16 protein-coding genes are annotated in these 21,891 nt (G+C 35.3%); 10 read left to right on the top strand and 6 right to left on the bottom strand.

The annotated features are described in order from the left end of the window. Positions 1-5: 5 nt before the first annotated feature. The 3 genes from AC6H33_RS08190 to AC6H33_RS08180 are packed head-to-tail and all read right to left on the bottom strand — an operon-like array spanning position 6 to position 3,179. Positions 6-1,196 (bottom strand): sulfate adenylyltransferase, encoded by a 1,191-nt coding sequence (locus AC6H33_RS08190; protein ID WP_497604395.1) that lies wholly within the window; start codon positions 1,194-1,196, stop codon positions 6-8. Next, positions 1,174-2,061, bottom strand: coding sequence for a response regulator (locus AC6H33_RS08185; protein ID WP_497604394.1), 888 nt, complete (start codon positions 2,059-2,061; stop codon positions 1,174-1,176). Before AC6H33_RS08185 ends, AC6H33_RS08190 begins: the two co-directional genes overlap by 23 nt. Beyond that, positions 2,058-3,179, bottom strand: coding sequence for a bifunctional 2-C-methyl-D-erythritol 4-phosphate cytidylyltransferase/2-C-methyl-D-erythritol 2,4-cyclodiphosphate synthase (locus tag AC6H33_RS08180; protein WP_497604393.1), 1,122 nt, complete (start codon positions 3,177-3,179; stop codon positions 2,058-2,060). The genes AC6H33_RS08185 and AC6H33_RS08180 overlap by 4 nt, the downstream gene beginning before the upstream one ends. 208 nt (positions 3,180-3,387) lie before the next feature. On the opposite strand from AC6H33_RS08180, the gene thiC reads away from it, so the two are divergent. Beyond that, positions 3,388-4,770, top strand: a complete 1,383-nt coding sequence (gene thiC / locus AC6H33_RS08175; RefSeq protein WP_497604392.1) for a phosphomethylpyrimidine synthase ThiC — start codon at positions 3,388-3,390, stop codon at positions 4,768-4,770. 89 nt (positions 4,771-4,859) lie between these two features. After that, positions 4,860-5,966, top strand: coding sequence for an Mrp/NBP35 family ATP-binding protein (locus tag AC6H33_RS08170; RefSeq protein ID WP_497604391.1), 1,107 nt, complete (start codon positions 4,860-4,862; stop codon positions 5,964-5,966). Between the two features lie 67 nt (positions 5,967-6,033). Here AC6H33_RS08170 and AC6H33_RS08165 read toward each other — a convergent pair whose 3' ends face one another. The 3 genes from AC6H33_RS08165 to AC6H33_RS08155 form a co-directional block, all read right to left on the bottom strand. Further along, entirely contained in the window at positions 6,034-7,881 is a 1,848-nt protein-coding gene (locus tag AC6H33_RS08165; protein ID WP_497604390.1) for a GGDEF domain-containing protein, read from the bottom strand. A 73-nt stretch (positions 7,882-7,954) separates the two neighbouring features. Then, on the bottom strand, positions 7,955-9,769 hold the full coding sequence (gene glmS / locus AC6H33_RS08160) for a glutamine--fructose-6-phosphate transaminase (isomerizing) (RefSeq protein WP_497604389.1): 1,815 nt from the start codon (positions 9,767-9,769) through the stop codon (positions 7,955-7,957). After that, positions 9,769-12,282 (bottom strand): [protein-PII] uridylyltransferase family protein, encoded by a 2,514-nt coding sequence (locus tag AC6H33_RS08155; RefSeq protein WP_497604388.1) that lies wholly within the window; start codon positions 12,280-12,282, stop codon positions 9,769-9,771. The genes glmS and AC6H33_RS08155 overlap by 1 nt, the downstream gene beginning before the upstream one ends. A gap of 87 nt (positions 12,283-12,369) precedes the next feature. Here AC6H33_RS08155 and AC6H33_RS08150 point away from each other — a divergent pair, with 87 nt between their 5' ends. The 8 genes from AC6H33_RS08150 to AC6H33_RS08115 all read left to right on the top strand — a co-directional run bounded on the left by AC6H33_RS08150 (position 12,370) and on the right by AC6H33_RS08115 (position 21,875). Then, on the top strand, positions 12,370-12,657 hold the full coding sequence (locus AC6H33_RS08150; protein WP_497604387.1) for a putative quinol monooxygenase: 288 nt from the start codon (positions 12,370-12,372) through the stop codon (positions 12,655-12,657). A gap of 29 nt (positions 12,658-12,686) precedes the next feature. Further along, a complete protein-coding gene (locus tag AC6H33_RS08145; RefSeq protein WP_497604386.1) occupies positions 12,687-13,589 on the top strand; it encodes an NERD domain-containing protein in 903 nt (300 codons plus the stop codon). 51 nt (positions 13,590-13,640) lie between these two features. Next, a complete protein-coding gene (gene lsrK / locus AC6H33_RS08140; protein ID WP_497604385.1) occupies positions 13,641-15,203 on the top strand; it encodes an autoinducer-2 kinase in 1,563 nt (520 codons plus the stop codon). A 77-nt stretch (positions 15,204-15,280) separates the two neighbouring features. Next, positions 15,281-16,480, top strand: coding sequence for a methionine adenosyltransferase (metK, locus tag AC6H33_RS08135; protein WP_497604384.1), 1,200 nt, complete (start codon positions 15,281-15,283; stop codon positions 16,478-16,480). A gap of 2 nt (positions 16,481-16,482) precedes the next feature. Continuing rightward, the gene (gene mqnE, locus AC6H33_RS08130) at positions 16,483-17,535 is read left to right on the top strand and encodes an aminofutalosine synthase MqnE (RefSeq protein ID WP_497604383.1); all 1,053 of its coding nucleotides are present in this window, start codon (positions 16,483-16,485) and stop codon (positions 17,533-17,535) included. A gap of 13 nt (positions 17,536-17,548) precedes the next feature. Further along, positions 17,549-19,681: an STT3 domain-containing protein gene (locus AC6H33_RS08125; protein WP_497604382.1), complete on the top strand. Its 2,133-nt coding sequence runs from the start codon at positions 17,549-17,551 to the stop codon at positions 19,679-19,681. Between the two features lie 143 nt (positions 19,682-19,824). Then, the gene (galU, locus tag AC6H33_RS08120) at positions 19,825-20,664 is read left to right on the top strand and encodes a UTP--glucose-1-phosphate uridylyltransferase GalU (RefSeq protein ID WP_497604381.1); all 840 of its coding nucleotides are present in this window, start codon (positions 19,825-19,827) and stop codon (positions 20,662-20,664) included. 2 nt (positions 20,665-20,666) lie between these two features. Next, a complete protein-coding gene (locus tag AC6H33_RS08115) occupies positions 20,667-21,875 on the top strand; it encodes a glucose-6-phosphate isomerase (protein WP_497604380.1) in 1,209 nt (402 codons plus the stop codon). Positions 21,876-21,891 lie beyond the last annotated feature (16 nt).

Here is a 21,891-nt window from a genome sequence, read left to right as displayed (position 1 = left end):
ATATCCTATGTCAGTGATGTTGTTTGATAAAGTTTCATAAGTTCAAGATAAAAATCATTTTCTGTGTGCTCTTCTAAAAGACCTTCACTAGGTAGAATATCGTAGTATAGTTTTTCAAGATTTTTAAATCTTTTTTGATGAAGTTTTGAGAGGATTACAGCTGAAATCTCTTTTCTTATAAGAATCGTAGGTGGCAGTATGCCAAGTTCAAGAAGTTCCAAAATAGAAGTAGCATGGTATGAAATCTGATGATGTTGCCCATGAGGACAAGTATTTTTACTAACAAGTGTTGTGCATTTATCGCAGTATACGTACTCACTTGCTACTGTTATCTCTATCTCTATGCCCACGACTTTATCAACTATTGATTTATTTGAGTTACAGTCGTAAAACATCCCAAGACCTGCATGATTTCGTCCAATTGTTAGTTTGTCACAGCCATAATTTTTAGCAACTATAGCATCAATGATTATCTCGTTGTAACCAGCAAATATATAGCTGTTTTCCAATGGAACAATAACTACGTGATTTTTTGTAAGAAAATTATTTATAAAATAGTCAAGCGTCTCTTTTCTAATGTTATAGCTTAAATTTGATTCTGTATATGGTTTCAATAAAAATATAACAAGTAAATCTGTATGTTCTAGAGTTTGTCGAATCAGCTTTTCATGAGCACGGTGAAGAGGATTTGCAGCCATTACAAGGGCTGTTGTATGTTTTGCATCTATAAGTTTTTTTGCTTCTTCTATTATCTGTTTGTTGTTATTGCTTGACCTATTTGCTAGTGTATACTCTCCACATACTGCCAAAGAGCCAATTCTTTTAAGTGTTGCAAAAACTCCTGGATGGGAGATGTCATCAGTTCCATAGATTTGCTTTATTCTCTCGCTTGGATCGATATGAAAAACACTATCAACTTTTAAATAAGCAAATGGCTTATCGTCAAAAATAATAGTAACCTCTTCATCTTTCTCAAGCGAAGCAAGAACCTCTGCATTCATTTTTCCAGAAGGCGCTAGAAGAAACGGAAAAGGAAATGATTTGCCATTGAAGAGACCAGTTTTTAGGACATTTTTACTCTGTTCTTCATTCATTAGTGATTCAACAGGTGATAGTAGCCCGTCTTTTAAGAGTTCAAGTGCAGAAGCTGCTTCTTTGTCAATAAGAAGTGTTTTATTTTTTCTTAACAATGTCATACTTCTTTCGCTTTTCCCATAAGCTCTTACGGCTTATCCCTAGCTTTTTTGATAGTTCTGTATCTGGAAATTTATGCTGATAATTTAAAACTATAAACTTTACATACTCTTCAATAGGCAGAATTTCGCCTTGATCAAAGACATTGCTTTCACTCTTCATCTCAATAACGGAAAATTCATCATCTTCTATCTTATCTGTACTTGAGATAATCGCTTTTTTATTTTCAAGTAGAGCGTAAAGTACTTTTCTCTCAGCTTTTTTAAGTATTTGTAAATCAATTATATAAACAAGAGAATTGTCAGTTATAGACTCAATTTCACTAAGAGCTTTTGAATCACTAAGAGTTATAAAGTGAAGTGGAAGATTTTTTTTCTTTGCATACTCGAAGGCAAACGAGTCAGCATGTTTTTGATAAGCACTTGAGATAAAGATTGGAAGTTCAACATTGTCAAAGTTATGTTCACTAGATAGTGATGAGAAATTGTGTGTTAGATATTTGTCATACGCAACATTTCTCTTTTTTAATTTTTCATAATCTTGATAGTGGTTTATTTTTCTAATAAGTTCCTCAATCATAAAAGGTTTAAGAATGTAGTCTTTTGCACCTGCAGATAAAGGTTTTGAAACGGTGTCATTGCTTATGTAAGATACCATTAAGATAATGATAGATTTTTTAAATGTCTCAATTACAGGATTAAAATCTTGGCCATTTATGTTTGTTGAGAGAAGTACAACATCATAGTTGTTACTTTTTATCGCATCTCTTGTAGATGTACACATTTCACACACATGACCTAATTCACTTAACTTAGTAGCAATACTCTGGGCTAAATAAACTTCATTTTCTATTATAAGTATCTTCAAATCTTTGTCCAATCAAAATATTTTAAATTTGCATTTGCAATTACGCCCACACCTTCACCTCTGCCGATAAAACCGAGTTTTTCAGTTGTTGTAGCTTTAATGTTTACTCTTTGACTTTGTATATTTAAAAGAGCACTTAGTGTTTTTCTCATCGCCATTTTATAGTTTCCGATTCTTGGTTTCTCAGCTGCGATAGTTATATCTACATTTACTATAACAAACCCAAAATGGCGAAGTTTTGTAACAACACTCTTTAATAGTTCTTTAGAATCCGCCCCTTTATATTTTGCATCATTATCAGGAAACATCATCCCGATATCATCCATACCTGCCGCGCCAAGAAGAGCGTCAATTAGGGCGTGTATGGCTACATCTCCATCGCTATGAGCAAGAAATCCATACGCAGAATCTATCTTTATACCGCCAAGAAACATCTCACCTTTATCATCAAAGGCGTGAACATCAAAACCAACACCACTTAGAGTGTCGTTTGATGGAGGAGTAAGACAAGTGAGTTTTTTTAAATCCTCTATATGAGTTATTTTATGAGCACTCTCTTCTCCTAAAATAAACTCTCTGCTTCCACCATTCGCGACAATAGCGCTACTCTCATCAGTAAACTCTTCTTTACTTAAAAGGGCTTCTTTTAGAGCAGATGTTAGTGAGAGTTGAGGAGTTTGAACTCTTTTTACGCGTTCTCTATCTATCGTTTTACCGTCATACACGATAGTATCTGTTATGTTTAGAAAAGGAACAATGCAATCACTTTTACCTATGTGAGAGATGATTGTGTTTAAAAAAGCTTCATCTATGCAAGAACGAGCAACATCACTTACAAGGACATACTCTGTATCTACGTGTGCAAGGGAATTTTTTAGAGATTGCTGTCTCGTTTGTCCACCCTCTATAAATGTGTAATCTGCATAGTTTTTCATGAACTCTATGTCATCAAGTGAAGAGGTTATAATAATTTTGTTAAAAAGGTCTGTTTTTTCGCATCTATTTGCTACAAATTGCCACAATGGCTGAGTATCTATTCGAAGCCACTGCTTCTTCATATCAAGCCCAAAACGTGAAGAACTACCAGCTGCTAATAAGATGAGTGTTATAGTTGACAATCAAACCCCTAAAATTTTATAGTGTTACGAAATTATACACACCAAAAGCTTTTTTTTATCTTGAAGAGGGCAATTGTTACTATAAAACATCCACTCTATTATTATAAATTATGAAATCAAATAATAGAGTTAATATTAGATTAACTTTATTTGATTATATTTCCAATGACTTAACATACGATATATATAATTTTTAAAGGAGACAACCATGAGATCATTGTGGGTAGAAAAGCGTAAAGACGATGCTGTAAAGACACAAATGTATTACGCAAAACAAGGCATTATTACACAAGAGATGGAGTACGTTGCAAAGCTGGAAAAACTATCCCCAGAGTTAGTTCGTAGCGAAATTGCAAGAGGAAGATTGATAATTCCAGCAAATGTAAACCACACAACACTTGAGCCCATGGCAATAGGAATCGCTGCTACATGTAAGATAAATGCAAATATCGGCTCATCTGCAATTGCCTCAGATGTTCAAGGAGAGGTTGAGAAGATGCAGGTTTCTCAGCATTACAAAGCTGATACTGCTATGGATTTATCTACTGGTGGAGATTTAGATGAGATACGTAAAGCTGTAATAGCATCTTCAAAGATTCCAATAGGCACAGTGCCAATTTATCAAATTCTTCATGATGTAGGAAACAAGATAGAGGATTTAAGCATAGAAGTTATGCTTGAAGTACTAGAGCGTCAGGCAAAACAGGGTGTTAGTTACTTTACGATACATGCTGGTTTTTTACTTGAAACTATGCCAAAAATTGCAAAACGAAAGATGGGAATAGTAAGCCGTGGCGGAAGTTTGATGGCTGCTTGGATGATGCACTACCATAGAGAAAACCCATTTTATACGGCATTTGATGATATTTTAGATATTTGTGCAAAATATGATGTATCTTTGAGTCTTGGAGATTCCCTACGTCCTGGATGTTTAGCCGATGCAAGTGATGATGCGCAACTAGGTGAGCTTAAGGTTTTAGGTGATTTGACTCTAAGAGCTTGGGAGAAAAATGTTCAGGTTATGATAGAAGGTCCTGGACATGTTCCGTTAAATCAGGTTGAGCGCAATATGAAACTTCAGCGCGAACTTTGCCATGAAGCGCCATTTTATATTTTGGGACCTTTGGTAACAGATATTGCGGCTGGATATGATCATATAAGTTCAGCTATCGGTGCGGCTGTTGGCGGATGGCATGGTGCTAGTATGCTCTGTTATGTAACACCAAAAGAGCATTTAGGTCTGCCAAATGCAGAAGATGTTCGTGCAGGTATCATTGCATATAAAATTGCGGCACATGCAGCAGATATTGCTCGTGGACGCAAAGGTGCTAGAGATATAGATGATGAGATGAGCGATGCAAGATACAGCTTTAACTGGGAGAGACAGTTTGAGTTAGCACTCGATAGTGAGAGAGCAAGAGAGTACCATGATGAGACACTTCCTCAAGATGTATTTAAAGAGGCTGAGTTTTGTTCAATGTGTGGACCTAAATTTTGTTCATATAAGATAACTCAAAGCATTATGGATAATCCTGAAGCGATTGAGCAAATTGCTAGAGAGGTTAAAGAGCGTGAAGCTCTGGGAGCTTAAGAAAGAGGATTAATTGATATAGGATAATTTTTGTCTTATTTAATTATGGTAGAGTTACAAAAATAAAAATTATAAAGGAAATGATAGATATGACTAAAGATATTGTAAATTCAGCACTATCAAAAGTTTTATATCCTGGTTTTACAAAGGATATAGTTACTTTTGGTTTTGTTAACAGTATAGAGATAAATGGAAGTGATGTAAGTTTTAATGTAGACATTACTTCAAGTGCTCCAGAAGTTGCTCAGCAAATTACTGATGATGCGACAAAAGAGTTAAAAGCAGTTGGTGCAACTAACGTTACTGTAAACGTAAAAGCTCCAAAAATGCCAGAAGCTCAAAAACCAAAAAATAAAAATATCGCTCCACATATTAAAAACTTTTTAATGGTAAGCTCTGGTAAAGGTGGAGTTGGAAAGTCAACTACGTCTGTAAATATAGCTATCGCTCTTGCTGCACAAGGTAAAAAAGTAGGACTTTTAGATGCAGACATCTATGGTCCAAATATCCCTCGTATGATGGGTATTGAAGATCAAAAACCTGAAGTTACTGGAAATAAAGTTCTTCCAATGAAAGCGTATGGTATTGAAGTTATGTCAATGGGTTCACTTATGGAGCCAGGACAATCACTTATGTGGCGTGGTGCTATGATTATGAAAGCTATCGAGCAATTCTTAAGAGATATTCTTTGGAGTGATTTAGATGTTTTAGTTATCGATATGCCTCCAGGAACTGGTGATGCACAACTAACACTGGCTCAAAGTGTACCTGTAACTGCTGGTCTTACTGTTACAACACCACAAACTGTTTCTCTTGATGACTCTCGTCGTTCATTAGATATGTTTAAAAAATTAAATATTCCAATAGCTGGTATAGTTGAAAATATGAGTGGTTTTATCGCTCCAGATACTGGTGTAGAGTATGATATCTTTGGAAAAGGAACATCTGGTCCTATGGCTAAAGAGTTTGATACAAAGATAATTGCAGAGATTCCAATCGAGCCTAGTATTAGAACTGGTGGAGATGAGGGTAAGCCTATTACTTTTGTGAATCCAACAAGTGAGAGTGCAAAGCGTTACATGGCTGCGGCTGCTTCTGTGTGGGCAACTATTGAAGAAGTAAATGCAAAAGGTGGAGCGAGTAATGAGAGCGTTCAGCCAACAACTCCTCCAGGCGTATCTGCTTGTAGTATGTAAATAGCTTTTATAGGCAAGATGCCTATAAAGCACTGTAGGGATTAATTAAATTATCCCTACTTCTTAATTAAAACTCATCCCCGCTTTTATACATATCTGCATGAAACTCTACTATCTTATTTCTTCCTGTATTTTTTGCTTCATATAGCGCAATATCTGCATATTTTATACATTTCCATATAGTGTCCCCATCTGTTGGGAATTTTGATATTCCTATGCTTATGGTCTTTTTGAGTGTCTCTGATGAACCAACATCAAAAGAGAGTGCTGCAAATCCAGAGTGTATCTTATTTGCAACCTGCATAGTTCCCTCATCTGTTGCGTTACTAAGAAGAATAACAAACTCCTCTCCTCCATAACGAATAGCTAAATCAGACTCACGGATAGAGCTCTTTAATACTTTTGCAAGTGCTACAATTACTTTATCGCCTACATCATGCCCATATGTGTCATTTACCATTTTAAAGAAGTCAACGTCCAACATAAGAACTGAATATGTCTCTTTGTTTCTATTTGCTTGGCTCATAATTTTATCAATAACTTCTTCTAGGAATCTTCTGTTATAAAGTCCAGTCATTCCATCGCGAAGTGAAGTGTCTCTAAGTTTACCCATCAATATTTGGCTCTCAATAACAGGTTTCGCAGCTTCAAGATAGTGTCTTATGCTTGAGATGTTTTTCTTCATAAGATCAACTTCTTCTCTGTTGCCAGATGTCATAGATACAGTTAATGATATATCGTGGTTTATATTAAAAGGGATACAAACATAGTCAAGATTTAGACTTACACAAGCTTGACATAGATTTGGAAACTCTGTTGAAATCGTAACCGTATTTGTTCTAAATGCTCTGCACTCTAAGGCATTTTTATTTGTTTTTTCAAAGCAGATATTTTCTTCATCTGTGCTATATATTAATTTTCTCTCAGATGTAACATTGTTCACTTCATAAAATGCAAAGTGACCTACATGATATTTTAGTTTAAGTATGTCAACTATTCTCGTATATACTTCATCTTTTGAGCCATCAAGTTCGATAGTTTTTTTAAATTTATAGATATCAGATAATTCACTTATGATAGTTTTTGCTTCATGTAGTGGATCGCTTAAAGAAACACTTCCTTGAGGTATAAAAGTAGCAAGATTGTATTTTATATCTCCAAATGTCTCTTGCATTTTTGTAAATAGTGAGTTCATCTGCTCGACAACACTTTTTGCATCACCGCCGACTTTTGAGATAAATTTATGTGTAAAATCTCCGCGATATGCTTTTCTAATTCCATCTTGGAGATTTGTGAAAAGATTCATATATGGTGTTACAAAATAGTTGATAAGAAGCAGAACAACAATTATAAATAGAAGGTTTATACCTAATATTTTTAAAATAGTCATCATACCGCTGCTTCTCATGTCGCTTATATCAAACTCCATACTTATGATACCAAGAGTGTCTCCTCTATTTACATTGTGGCATGAGATACAGTTTGTGTTATCAACTGGAGTTGAAGCTTTATATGGAATGGTTACTCTTAAAATTGTGTTTTTAGTATTTTCAGTGATTTTTTTAACACTCTCACCTGTTTTTAAAACTTCTTCATCAATGGCATCTCGCATGGCTTCAGAAGATAGGCCTTCTCCGTATTGGGAGATAACCTTTTCTCCTCTTGCAATCCAAAGAGATTTGATGTTGTTACTCGTGGCAATTTTGTCTAAGAAATATTGTCTTTTATCCATTATGCCATTGACCATATGCGCCGTTAAGCCATCTTTTACGATATTGGCAGCCATTTGAGATTTTTCAACGGCACTGTTGATGCTATAGTCTCTAAAATTTAGAGAAATGTTTATAATCGTCGCAACTGTTAATGCAAGAAGCATAAAAGTAACAATAACTAAAAGTCTAGATTTTGTTGTCATTTGAAATCACTTTTTAATAATTTTTTTTATAGTACCTAAGAAATTATTAAATGTAGTTTTAAATAAGAAACAATTATTCTACTGTTACACTTTTTGCCAGATTTCTAGGCATATCAACGTCATTTCCAAGTCTTATAGAAATTTCTAGCGAGAGAAGTTGTACAACTACCATCATCTCAAAAAACTCAAGCATATAACTCTCACATGGAGTAATCTCTATAAAATCATCCGCTTTATCAAATGGTATCTGACTAATCGCGCAGATAGTAGAATCTCTAGCACTCAACTCTTCAACATTGCTTTTTGATTTTTCATAGTGAAGATGTTTTGGAAGTAGGGCGATAGTAAATAGCTCAGGGTCTGCTAGTGCAATAGGACCATGTTTCATCTCGCCAGCTGGATACCCCTCTGCATGAAGATATGAAATCTCTTTTAGTTTTAGCGCACCCTCTAATGCCAGAGGATAAAATATATCTCTACCTATAAAGAAAAACCCATGACCATGAAGGTATCTCTTAGAGAGTCTTTTTATTCTCTCGTGCATCTCATCGCTTACTCTTACATGCGAAGGGACTTCTCTGAGAGTCGAGATATGTGAAGCTATCTCTGCTCTGCTAAGAGAGCCTTTAATTTTTGCAACATATAAAGATAGCATCCAAAAAACAACAACTTGTGTGGCAAATGCTTTAGTTGAAGCGACACCTTTTTCAATTCCTGCGCGGGTAAGGATAGAAGCATCGGCGACTCTTACCATAGATGAGTTGTCAACGTTACAGATTACAAGAGTTTTAAGCCCAGCTGCTTTTGCCATCTTTAGCGTTTCAAGAGTATCAGCAGTTTCACCACTTTGAGAGATTACTACAAAGAGCGTATCTTTTGTCATAATAGGGTCTCTATATCTAAACTCACTTGCAATCTCTAGTGATGTTTTTATCTTTGAATAACGCTCAAACAGGTAAGAAGCACTCATAGCGGAGTGATACGAAGTACCACAGGCACATAGCTTTATCTCAGTAATTCCATCAAAGAGGGCAGGGTCAAGCTCATCAAAGATAATCTCATCCTCGCCGACTCTTCCCATTAAAGTATCTGAGATTACAACGCTCTGCTCATAAATCTCTTTCTCCATAAAAAATCTAAAACCATCTTTTTGTGCAAGAAGTTTGTTTTGAGACAATGGTGTGAATTTAGCATCTTTTTTTATACCTTGAGTGTTAAAAATAGCTATTTCATCAGAAGTCACATAACCAAAATCTCCATCTTCAAAGTAAGAAACGCTCTTGCAATGCCCAATTAGAGGGGTGTCTGAAGAGGCAAAGTATTTTTCATTTTCTTCATTTATACCAATAAGCATAGGTGAGCCATGTTTTGCAAAAAAGATTGTGTCAGGATTTGATTTTGTCACAAGTAAGATAGCATAAGCTCCATGAAGCTCTTTTATGGTTTTAGCGAAGGCTTCAAAACTATCTTTGCATAATTTTAGATTCTTCTCAAACTGATGAACTATTACCTCTGTGTCTGTTTGGCTTAAAAAAGTTACTCCACTATTTTGAAGCTCTTTTTTAAGAGTTGCGTAGTTCTCAATAATACCGTTATGAACTACATAAGAACATTCGCCTAAATGCGGATGAGCGTTTAGCTCTGTTGGTTTTCCATGTGTCGCCCATCTTGTATGACCAATACCAATAGCAAAGCCATTTGTTTTAAAATCTTTAGTTTTAGCTTCAAGATTGATGAGTTTACCTACTGCTTTGTAGTTTGAGAATTGCCCATTTTCCAAAACTGCTATTCCAGCTGAGTCATATCCACGATATTCAAGCTCTCTTAGCCCATCTAGCAAAATCTCTTTAGTCTCTTTTTTTCCTAAATATCCAACAATTCCGCACATTATTTGCCTTTAGTTATCAGTGTCTTATATAATTTCTCGACATTATTGCATATATCATTTTGTTTTTCGATTAAGAAGCTATCTCTTACTTTATGCTTGGTACTGTGAATTTTTGCAGTTACAATATTTATGTTTAGCTCCTCAAAACACTCCATAATATAGGCTAAGAGTCCTTTTTGATTTTGTGTGTTTACTGTGATTTCAGCATGTGTGAGCGAGTGTTCACAATCGATTTGTATCTCATTTGAGTATATTTTCACATCTTTTAGTTTAACGTGTCTACTCATATCAAAAGCATTATTTACAATCTCTTCTATATGGTAAGCCTCATTTTCATCAACATGCTCTATAAACTCTATCTTAAAGTATTTCACATCATCAAAGAGTGTGAAAATCTCCATAGAAGCTACATCAAGATGACTGAGCATTGCGAGAAGATAGCCTATGTTTAGGGGTATTTTTCTGTATATTTCTATATTTAAAGATTTGTCTGTATTGATTGAAAAGTTGTACTTTTGTGTCTCTTTTGCAGTAGTGGCTATTTTTATAAGATCAAGAGGAGTATGTTTAAAAAAGAAAAGATTTGATTCTACGTGTAGAAGTTTATTTTGTAAAACTTTAGGAAGATTTAGAAACTCTGGAAGCTTTGCTACACGTTTTTCTATATTTATTCTCTTTGTTGCTTCATTTATTCTTCCAAAATTCTCACCAGCTTCTAGTGCATTTGTGTATAGTTCAAAAAGAAGATTTGAGTTAAATGAGTTAAAAACACCTTCCCCAACGCCGTTAATATCGGCATACGTTAAAACATATAGAAGTTTTAGATTTTTCACATCTTCTATGTTTGACATAAATTTATATAACGTTTTTTCGTTGTGAATATTCTCTTTAAAGGCTATATTGCTCATAGTAACATGATGTTTTATAAGAGTTGTGCACCTTTGGATCTCTTCATCTTTTAGCTTTATTTTTTTTGCAAATGGTGCTATAAGTTTTGCGCCAACTTCACTGTGGTCTTGTCTTCTACCTTTTCCGCTATCATGAAAAAGAGTGACAATTTTTAGAAGTAATTTTTCATTTTCATTAAAAGAGTCGTAGAGATTTTTTATAAAAGGTTCTTGAATGTTTTCTAATGCTTCAACCGATTTGATGGAGTGAATATCAACTGGGTAGTGATGGTAGCCGTCAAACTGTGGCATATGAAGCACCTTTTTAAAGCTATGAAATAGGCGATGAAGTATTCCTGCATCATAAAAAAGTTTCAAGAACTCATATGTATGTTTTTTTCTAAAAAGCTCTCTGATGAGGGTATATGTTTTTGTTTTTAGGGGGTACTCTATCTTTGTATATGTAAGTTGATTTAAAAATCCAGCATCAAATTTGTAAGGTTTGTCTTCTAGTTCAACCAATATCTCAAGAAGTCTATTTAGCGGTAATGGTAAAAGATTGTAAGATGCATAAACTCTATCATCTAGTAGATAAACTCCTCTGCATATACGTCCGCTTTTAATCTTTGAGAATTGAGACAAATCTACTATAAACTCTCTAGCCATTTTTTTTACAAAAATCTGCGTAAAATTGCTTATGCGCCATTGCGCTTCAAGAACTTTTGTAACCATTTTTGTATGATTTTTAAATCCAAGCATGGTGCTTACTTCAGGAACTAGTTCAAGCAAGAGACGGTCTTCTTGTTTTTTTGTTATCAGATGAAGAGCGCTTCTTACGCGAAAGAGCAACTCTAGGGCGATTCTGTACTCTTTGTACTCATCTTCTAAAAAAAGAGAGCCAGTTAAATCTTTTAGAGATTTTACCCCATAGATGGTCTGCGCTACCCAAAACAGAAGATTTGAATCCCTAAGCCCACCTGCGCTCTCTTTTATATTTGGTTGCATTGATTGTGGGTACTTTTTATGTCTTAGTTGAGATTCGCTTATCTTTGCTAGTATAAATTCTCTCTGGCTGTGAAGACGTATCTTAGTTAGTGCATTTGTAGCGCTGTGCCATGTTAGAGTTGAGCCTGTGATAAATCTTGCTTCCATAAGAGAAGTTCTAATGGTAATATCCTCTTTACTTGCACGAAAGAGATCATTTACCTCATGAACTCTATGACCTAGTTTTAGCCCAGCATCAAGGGCTAGGTAGAAGAATTTCTCGATTATGAGTTCGCTGTTAAATCCATCGATTTTTTCATAAACTATAAGTAAATCTATATCGCTATTAACACACAACTGCTCCCTGCCATAACTTCCAAGAGCTACGATAGCGATAGGAATAGAGCTTCTCATAGGTATATAGTTGCCAAATATACGTCTTAAGATTGTTTTGTACATCAAAGAGATGATAGAGTCGAGTTGTTTTGTGTGGCGAACTAAAAAGTCCTTCCCTTGGCTCTTTTTAAACAGTTCACTTAGGGAGTTTTTATACTCATTTATATATATTTTAAAAAGTTTAGAGAGTTCAAAATCGCTACCATTTTTCTCTATGAGATTTTCAATTTCTAAAGTTATATCCAAAATAAAAACCTTAATTTTTTTCCTATTATATTCTAATTCGATATAATCCTCTGACTAAAAATTAATCAAAACAGGAGATAAAAAAAGATGACAATTACAAAAAAAGTGACATTCATAGCAAAAAAAGATGGCGTAAAAAAGATGAAAGAGCTTTTAAGTGCTATGGTAAAACCTTCTAAAGCAGAAGATGGATGTATATTTTATGATATTTTTCAGTGCAAGGATAGAGAAGAGAAGTTCTTTGCAGTTGAGACATGGAGAGATGAAGCCGCACTAGATGGGCATAAAGCAACTGAGCACTATAAAATCTACAAAAATAGTTACGAGCAGTACTGCCAAGACAAATACAGCGACGAGCTAGAGGTTTTGGGTTAATGATTTTGTGAATTATAAGAAGGTAATAAGTGATACTCAAGCAAATTGATGACAAATCAAAACAGATAGAAACTCTTAGGGATTTGCTTTTCAAGAGTAAAAGCCAAGCCCAGCAAAAGTTGATTGATGCAGATTTAAAAAGGGTTGAAGCTGGTTATAAAGCTGAGATAGATAATGCTTATTATCTTGATTTTGCTTTTGAAAAAAGTAAAAATGTTCTACTGTTGCATGATATAAGGCTTGAGTACAATGGAAGAGTGGCGCAGTTTGACCATATTTTGATTTCAAGAATAGGGATAGAACTGCTGGAGACTAAAAGTGCAAAAGGGACTATGACTATTAATGACGACGGTTCTTTAACTTTGAAAAACAACAACTACACAAACACCTATCCAAATCCGCTTGAACAATCAAAAAGACATGCACTAGTTTTAAAGGAGTTTATAAACTCTCATGCTTTGCTATCTAAAAGAGTAGATATGTTTGGCGGGATAGAAGTTTCTAGCAAAGTTTTAATCCATCCTAATACAAACATAACAAATAAAATACTACCAGATAGGTTTGAGCGAGGAGACAGTTTTGTTTCAAAAAGAAATAAAGAGATAGACAATGTTGGTTTTTTTAAGGCGATAACTCTTTTAAGCAAAGCATACAACATTGAAAAAGCCAAAGAAATAGCAGAGTTGCTTATAAATGCACACACTCCAATAGATTTTGACTACACAAAGAAGTTTAAATTAAAAAAAGAGGATGTAGATGTAAAAGAAGATGTTGTGGATATAAAAATCCAAGACACGCCTCAAAAATGCCCTAGATGCAATGAAGGTTTGTTAGTATTAAGAGAAGCGAAATCAAAACAAGCCAAAGAAAAGTATGAAAAGAACAGTTTTTGGGGATGCAATAGATATCCTGCATGTAGATATACGCAATGATATTTGATTCAATTTAAATACACAGAAATATTTAATACATTGGAGATGTGAATGAATTACTTAATGGCAATAGACGCAGGAACTGGGAGCATACGAGCCGTAATATTTGACACTTTGGGCAATCAAATAAGTGTTTCTCAAAAAGAGTGGACGCACTTGGAAGAGGAGGGTGTGGCTAACTCTATGAGTTTTGATTTTGATGCAAACTGGATTTTGGTGTGTGAGTGCATAAGAGAATCTCTTGAGATAGCGAACTTGAGGGGCGAAGATATTTTAGCTCTTAGTGCTACAAGTATGCGTGAGGGGATTGTTCTTTATGATAAAGATGGCAGAGAACTTTGGGCTGTTGCAAATGTTGATGCAAGAGCGGATAGAGAAGTAGGTTATCTAAAGGAGAACTTTAAAGGCATAGAGGAGGAGTTTTACGCAGAGTCTGGGCAGACTTTTGCACTTGGAGCTATTCCTAGAATCTTGTGGCTAAAAAACAACAGACCAGCGCTTTATGAGAGAGTTGCTAAAATCTCTATGATAGGGGATTGGATACTGGCTCGTCTTAGCGGAGTTATTGCTACTGATCCAAGTAATGGTGGAACAACAGGGATTTTTTCATTAAAAAACCGTACTTGGTCGAGTGATATGTTGAGAAAAGTGGGTTTAAGGTATGATATATTTGGCGAGGTTTTAGAGGTTGGAACTCTGATGGGAAGTGTCACAGAAGAGGCCTCTGTTGTAACATCACTAGCTACAAGTACAAAAGTTGTCATGGGTGGTGGCGATGTTCAGTTGGGAAGTGCTGGACTTGGTGTTGTCGAGGTTGGAGAAGCAGCAGTTTTGGGTGGCTCTTTTTGGCAACAAGTGGTAAATATAGACAAAAATACACCTCCGCCACTTGACATGGGTATAAGAGTAAACCCACATGTAATATCTTCCCAATCTCAAGCTGAGGGGATAACCTTTTTTAGCGGTTTGGTGATGAGGTGGTTTAGAGATGCTTTTTGTGAGATGGAGAAGCTTGAAGCAAAAGAGAGAGGCGTAGATGTTTATACTATCATGGAGGAGAAGGCTTCCAAAATTCCAGTTGGCTCTTATGGGATTATGCCTATATTTTCAGACTCTATGAAGTATGGCAAATGGTACCACGCAGCGCCTAGTTTTTTAAATCTTAATATAAACCCAGAGATTTGTAATCGCTCTTCAATGTTTAGAAGTTTGCAAGAAAATGCCGCTATAGTCTCATCCATAAATCTTGATAAAATTAGAGATTTTACGGGTGTAAAATTTGACACCATAGTTTTTGCAGGAGGAGCTTCCAAGGGCTCTCTTTGGCCTCAAATACTCTCTGATGTAACAGGGTGCAGAGTGAAAATTCCTCAAGTTACAGAAGCAACAGCACTCGGCGGAGCGATGTCTGCTGGAGTTGGAGTTGGGGTATATAAAGATATGTCAGATGCTGCAAAAAAACTCGTTGTTTGGGATAGAGTATATGAACCAAATATGGAAAATAAAAAAATTTATGATGAGATAAAAGAGAAGTTCCAAAAAGCGTATGCAGTACAATTAAAGTTAGTAGATGATAATATTACGACTTCAATGTGGAGAGCACCTGGCCTTTAGGTCAAAATCAAAAGGGGCTTTTCAAACTAGTCCATAAGGCGAGAGCCTTGTGCACTGATAATAACTCAAGGAAATATATGTACCTTTTTACAAGTGAAGTAGTTAGTCCTGGGCATCCAGATAAATGTGCGGATATAATCGCAGATAGTATAGTTGATAGACTAATTATTGGAGACCCAAAATCAAGAGTTGCATCAGAAGTTTTTGTTGCAGGAAAGCACATCGTAATCGGCGGAGAGGTAACTTCAAAAACTAGAGTTACTACTGAAGATTATAAGAAAATCGTTCATGATGCTCTTGTGGAGATAGGCTATGATGGTAATCCATACTTTACAAAAGAGGAGTGTCTGCATCCTGAAGATGTAGAACTCCAAGTGCTCCTAAACGCACAATCTCCAGACATTAATCAAGGTGTTGATCAAGAAGATGGCGAGATTGGAGCGGGTGACCAAGGAATCATGTTTGGCTATGCCGATATAGAGACAAAAAACTATATGCCAAGTGCTATAACTTACGCAAGAGTTTTGATGGAAAAAGTTTACAACTATGCAAAAGCAAACCCTTCAAAACTAGGTGTTGATATCAAGACTCAAGTTACTATGGATTATGGTAAAAAAGAGAACTTCGAGAAGTGCCAACCGCAAAAAATCCACACTATCGTAGTGTCCGCTCCATGCGTAAATACTATGGATATTATCAGCGTAAGAGCTTTGATTCAAGCTCTTATAGATGACGCAGGACTTCCAAGTGAGATTTATAACAAAAACGACTGTATCATTCACATCAATCCAACTGGAAAGTATGTTTCTCACTCTTCACTGCATGATTCAGGACTTACGGGTAGAAAACTTATAGTTGATAGCTTTGGCGGATATGCACCAATTGGTGGCGGTGCGCAGAGTTCAAAAGATTATACAAAAGTTGACAGAAGCGGACTCTATGCGGCACGTTACATTGCAAAACATATAGTCGCAGCAGGAGTTGCAAAAAAAGCACTTGTTCAAATATCTTACGCGATAGGTGTTGCTCGTCCTACTTCTGTTGCAGTTGACACTTACGGAACTGTAATTGATGGTTTGGATGATGATAAGTTGTCAACATTTGTTCTTGATAATTTCTCTCTAACTCCAAATTGGATTACACGAAAATTCAATTTAGACCATCCATCGAAAGAGACATTTTTGTATGCAGATGTAGCGGCTCGTGGGCAGGTTGGTCAGAGTGATTATCCATGGGAAAAACTAGATGAACTCTCAAAATTTGAGGCATTAAAATAGTTATGAGCCTAAGAGATAAGATATCAAGAGGTGAGCGAATCGATTTTGATGAAGCTCTCTCGCTTTATGAGATGGATTTTTTTGAGCTTGGCGATTTAGCGGACTCTATCCGTAAAAAAAAGCATGGAAAAAAAACTTACTACAATATAAATCGTCATATAAATCCAACTAATGTCTGCGCCGATGTTTGCAAATTTTGTGCGTATTCGGCAACAAGAAAAAATCCAAATCAATACACAATGACGCATGAACAAATTATGGAAATAGTCAAAGATATCGACTCTCGTGGCGCAAGTGAGGTTCATATCGTTTCCGCTCATAACCCAAATACAGGGATAGAGTGGTATTTGGAGATTTTTAAAAAAATTAAAACAGCTTATCCGCACTTACATGTAAAAGCGTTAACTGCGGCTGAGGTCGATTTTTTATCTCGTCACTACGGTAAAACTTATGATGAGATACTTGATTTGATGATTGAAAATGGAGTTGATTCTATGCCTGGTGGCGGAGCTGAAATCTTTGATGAGAAGGTAAGGGATTTTATCTGCAAAGGCAAAGTGACCTCCGATCAGTGGTTTGAGATTCATAGAAAATGGCATGAGAGAGGCAAAAAAAGCAATGTTACTATGCTCTTTGGACATATAGAGAGTCGTGCCAATCGAATAGACCATATGATGCGTATAAGAGAACTTCAGGATATTACTGGTGGTTTTAACTGCTTTATTCCGCTTGTATATCAAACTGAGAATAACTACTTAAATATAAAAGAGCCAATAACCGCAAATGAGATTTTAAAAACAATGGCGATTAGTCGTATAGTTTTGGATAATGTGCCAAACCTAAAAGCATATTGGGTAACTTCAACTGTAAATCTTGCCCTTGTAGCTCAAGAGTTTGGCGCAAATGATTTAGATGGAACGATAGAAAAAGAGTCTATAAACTCCGCAGCAGGGGCAAAGAGTGCCAATGGCGTAAAGCTGGAAGATTTTAAAGCTCTTATTAAAAACAGCGGTTTTATTCCGACCCAGAGAGATAGCCTTTATAACGAGATTTAATTAAGGATAGCGAGTGCATTCATTGACAAAAGATACAAAGGTTACACTACTCTACATAGCTTTGGCATTTCTTTTTTCTGTTGCCATTAGAATGATTTGGTTTTATCAGTTTTCAGATTATCAACCTTTTTGGTTTAATGGTCAGTTTATGATAAACACAAATGATGGCTACTACTGGGCTGAGGGTGCCAGAGATATCTTAAATGGTTTTAATCATCAAGAGTTTGACCTCTCTCCAGTTGATAGAGCTGCTTCACAGGTGAGCGCTTTTTTTGCATATATCTTGCCGTTCTCTTTTGAGAGCGTTATCCTCTTTATGCCTATCTTTCTTGGTTCGCTTATAGTTATCCCAATAATATTAATCGCTAAGAGCATAGATAACTTAGAGATGGGCTTTATTGCCGCACTTCTAGCTAGTATCGCTCATAGTTACTACAACAGAACTATGATAGGCTACTATGATACGGATATGTTAAACATTGTACTTCCTATGTTTTTGTTATGGTCTATTATCTGGGCAATCAGAACAAATCAGGATAAATATCTACTAATAACAGCAGTTGATATTTTAATTTACAGATGGTGGTATCCGCAAAGCTACTCACTAGAGAGTGCATTTTTTTCCCTGATACTTCTTTATACTCTTTTGTTTGATAGAAAAAATAGTTATAACTATAAACTACTGGCAATTATGATGTTTGCGATGGTTGGGTTTGATGGCTATATAAGGGCCATTTTTGTTTTAATCGCCTTTTTTCTCTACAAGAGAGAGCAGTATGATAAATATGTTCACTATATTTTAGCCCTCTCTATTGTTCTGTTTTTTGTCTCTGGAGGTTTTAATCCTATCTGGAGTCAATTAAAAGGTTATGTTTTTAAAGATGCTCTAATGATGGGAGAAGAGGGCTTGAAGCTTCACTTCTACTCTGTTATGCAGACTGTGCGGGAAGCTGGGCATATACCCTTTAATGTATTTGCAGATAGAATCAGTGGGCATGTTATTACATTTGTAGCTTCTGTCGCAGGATATATATATTTGTCATACAAACATAGAGTAATGCTCTTTGGAGTTCCATTAGTCGGGCTTGGATTTTTAGCTTATGTCGGCGGACTTAGATTTACTATCTATGCAGTTCCAGTTTTAGCCTTTGGAGTAGCTTTTCTAATAACTGAGATAGCTCGTTTTATGCCAACTAAAAGATTAAAATTTCTATCAATGACTGCTTTTACACTTCTCATCTTGACTCCAAATATAGCTCATATTCAGGAGTATAAAGTTCCTACAGTTTTTAACACAGATGAGGTAAAAGTGCTAGATATGCTTAAAAGCAGAGCTAGTAGAGAGGATTATGTTATTGCATGGTGGGATTATGGGTATCCTATAAGATACTATAGTGATGTAAAGACTCTAATAGATGGCGGAAAACATGCTGGAGATGTGAACTTTCCAGTGAGCTTTATGCTTACAAATCCTCAAGATGTATCAGCAAAACTTGCAAGACTTGATGTTGAATACAGTGAGGAAAAATTTAAGTTTCAAAAAGAGAATGAGAAGATGATTAGAGATAAAAACCTAACTATCTTCTCAAATATAGAAGAGATGACAAAAAAGTATGGCTTTAGCGATACAAATGATTTTTTACTCTCTCTTGAAGGAGACATTGAACTTCCTAAAAAAACAAGAGATATCTACTTCTATCTTCCATATAGGATGATAGATATTTATCCAACTGTTGAGATGTTCTCAAATCTTGACTTGATGAACGGAAATATGAAAAATCGCTCATTTTTTTACGCAACAAAACAGTTTAAGCAAGAAGAAAATATATTAAATTTATCTCAAGGAATTGTTGTTGATTTAAAAGAGATGATTGTAAAGATAAATGAGAATAAAGTTCCGATAAAAAGAGTTGTTCAGAGTGCTTATGACAAGAATATGAAGTTTACAAAAAACGTTCAACTTGTAAATCAAAATGGTGAATTAAATTTGATTTTTATGTCAAGTTATAATACATTTTTGCTTGTTGATGAAAAAACATATAACTCGCTCTATATTCAGTTATCAGTTTTGCAAGAGTATGATAGAATGCTGTTTGAAGAGGTTATTTTAACCCCTCATGCCAAAGTGTACAAGTTAAAAAACTGATATTACGCATTAAAACGAACTCGTCCGTTTTAATGGCAGGGACTAAAGTCCCTTGCAACCCCCTAAAGCTACGAAAAACAAGTTTTTCGAGATTTATAGGTATATATAAAATTAATAAAAATCTAAAATCAAGAGGTTATGGAATGCCAAAAGATAACACAAAAATAAGAAAATGCCTTTTCCCAGCAGCTGGTTATGGAACAAGGTTTCTTCCTGCAACAAAAGCTATCCCAAAAGAGATGTTGCCAATCCTAACAAAACCGCTTTTACAATATGGCGTTGAAGAGGCAAGAGAAGCAGGAATAAACACTATGGCGATAGTGACAGGTCGTGGAAAACGCGCGATAGAAGACCACTTTGACAGATCGTATGAACTTGAGCATCAGATAAATGGAACTTCCAAAGAGTTGCTTATGAAAGAGATACGTGATATCGTTAAAAACTGTACTATTACTTACACGAGACAAGTTGAGATGAAAGGGTTGGGCCATGCTATTTTAACAGGACAAACTCTAGTAGGTGATGAGCCTTTTGCAGTAATCTTAGCAGATGACTTGTGTGATAATGATGGCGAAGCTGTTTTAACGCAAATGGTAAAATTGTATGAAAAATATAGATGTTCTATCGTGGCTGTTGAAGAGATACCGCTTGAAGATAGTAATAAATATGGAATAGTTGCTGGTTTTGAAGAAGAAGATAGTGTTTTAAGAGTTACAAATATGGTAGAAAAACCTGAGAGTAAAGACGCTCCTTCAAATTTGGCAATTATAGGAAGATATATTTTAACTCCTGATATTTTTGATATCTTAGAAGATACAAAACCTGGTAAAGGCGGAGAGATTCAGATAACAGATGCACTTTTGACACAAGCAAAACAAGGCGGAGTCATCGCATATAAGTTTAAAGGAAAAAGATTTGACTGCGGTGGCGTAGATGGCTTTGTGGAAGCTACAAACTTTTTTTACAACAAAACTAAAGAGTAGAGATGCAATACCAGCACAATTTTAACCCTTCTATCTCAGATGAAGATGTTTTTACTCAAATAGAAGCGGAGAGAGAGTACATCGGCTACTATAGCCTTGTGCATCAAAATGTCTCTCTCTTTAAAGAGTACGCTTCTAAAGTTATGCAAAAAAACATTGTGGTTATTGGTATAGGTGGCAGTACTCTTGGAACTTATGCAATATACAAGTTTTTAAAATACTCTAAAAACTTAACAAAAAAACTGCATTTTTTAGAGACGACTGATCCTATAGATATACAATCAAAGATAAAAAATATTGACCTAGACGATACTCTTTTTATAGTTATATCAAAGTCTGGAACCACAATAGAGACAGTTTCTATCTTTAAATATATAAACTCTTTGGTTAAATGTGACAAAAACAATACAGTAGTTGTAACTGAGAGTGACTCAAAACTCCGTGAGTACGCGATGGCAAATGATATTGTTAGTTTTGAGATACCAAAAAATGTTGGAGGAAGATTTTCTGTTTTTAGTGCAGTTGGACTTCTCCCTTTAGCAATTATTGGTATAGATATAGATGAACTATTATATGGTGCCAAAACTGCTTATGACTCGTTTTTCAGCAAAGAAGATACATACGAAAGAATAGTAAAGAAGGCTAGATTTTTTGTAGAGTATAAAAATAGCTTCAATATAAATGTACTTTTCTCTTACTCGTCAAGACTTGATGGTTTTAACAACTGGTATATACAGCTTTGGGGCGAGAGTTTAGGCAAAATTGATATAAATGCAACAAGACAAGGACTAACGCCAATAGGTATTATTGGACCAATAGATCAGCACTCTTTTTTACAGCTTATAGTTGAAGGCAGACGTGATAAAACAGTTACCGTAATCAAAGTAAATGATTTTGAAAATAACCTAAAAATTCCTCAGGTAGAGTTAAAAGGTTTAGAAGAGTTAAACTATATAGATAATATAGAATTTTCATCACTTATAAATAAACAAGCAGATGCAACAATAGAGTCTATTCAAAATTTAGGCGATATTCCATGTGATGTTATTACGATAGACAGGGTTAGTGAGAGAAGTATAGCAGCGCTTATGTATGAGTATGAACTACTTACTTCTGTTTGTGCAAAATTTATGTATATAGACGCTTATAATCAACCTGGTGTTGAGTCTGGTAAAATAATTCTCAAACAAAAACTACAAGGAAGCAGATAGTTAAAGGTGTGGGAGT

Source organism: Sulfurimonas limnophila (assembly GCF_059705345.1).
The sequence above is the reverse complement of the archived record's forward strand: the minus strand, read 5'-3'. Positions and strand labels throughout refer to the sequence as shown.

Excerpts from the sequence above, each read along its gene's own strand:
- metK (WP_497604384.1), top strand. The coding sequence starts at position 15,281 with ATGTACCTTTTTACAAGTGAAGTAGTTAGTCCTGGGCATCCAGATAAA.
- mqnE (WP_497604383.1), top strand. The coding sequence starts at position 16,483 with ATGAGCCTAAGAGATAAGATATCAAGAGGTGAGCGAATCGATTTTGAT.
- galU (WP_497604381.1), top strand. The coding sequence starts at position 19,825 with ATGCCAAAAGATAACACAAAAATAAGAAAATGCCTTTTCCCAGCAGCT.
- AC6H33_RS08165 (WP_497604390.1), bottom strand. The coding sequence starts at position 7,881 with ATGACAACAAAATCTAGACTTTTAGTTATTGTTACTTTTATGCTTCTT.
- AC6H33_RS08115 (WP_497604380.1), top strand. The coding sequence starts at position 20,667 with ATGCAATACCAGCACAATTTTAACCCTTCTATCTCAGATGAAGATGTT.
- AC6H33_RS08190 (WP_497604395.1), bottom strand. The coding sequence starts at position 1,196 with ATGACATTGTTAAGAAAAAATAAAACACTTCTTATTGACAAAGAAGCA.
- AC6H33_RS08150 (WP_497604387.1), top strand. The coding sequence starts at position 12,370 with ATGACAATTACAAAAAAAGTGACATTCATAGCAAAAAAAGATGGCGTA.
- lsrK (WP_497604385.1), top strand. The coding sequence starts at position 13,641 with ATGAATTACTTAATGGCAATAGACGCAGGAACTGGGAGCATACGAGCC.
- thiC (WP_497604392.1), top strand. The coding sequence starts at position 3,388 with ATGAGATCATTGTGGGTAGAAAAGCGTAAAGACGATGCTGTAAAGACA.
- AC6H33_RS08170 (WP_497604391.1), top strand. The coding sequence starts at position 4,860 with ATGACTAAAGATATTGTAAATTCAGCACTATCAAAAGTTTTATATCCT.
- glmS (WP_497604389.1), bottom strand. The coding sequence starts at position 9,769 with ATGTGCGGAATTGTTGGATATTTAGGAAAAAAAGAGACTAAAGAGATT.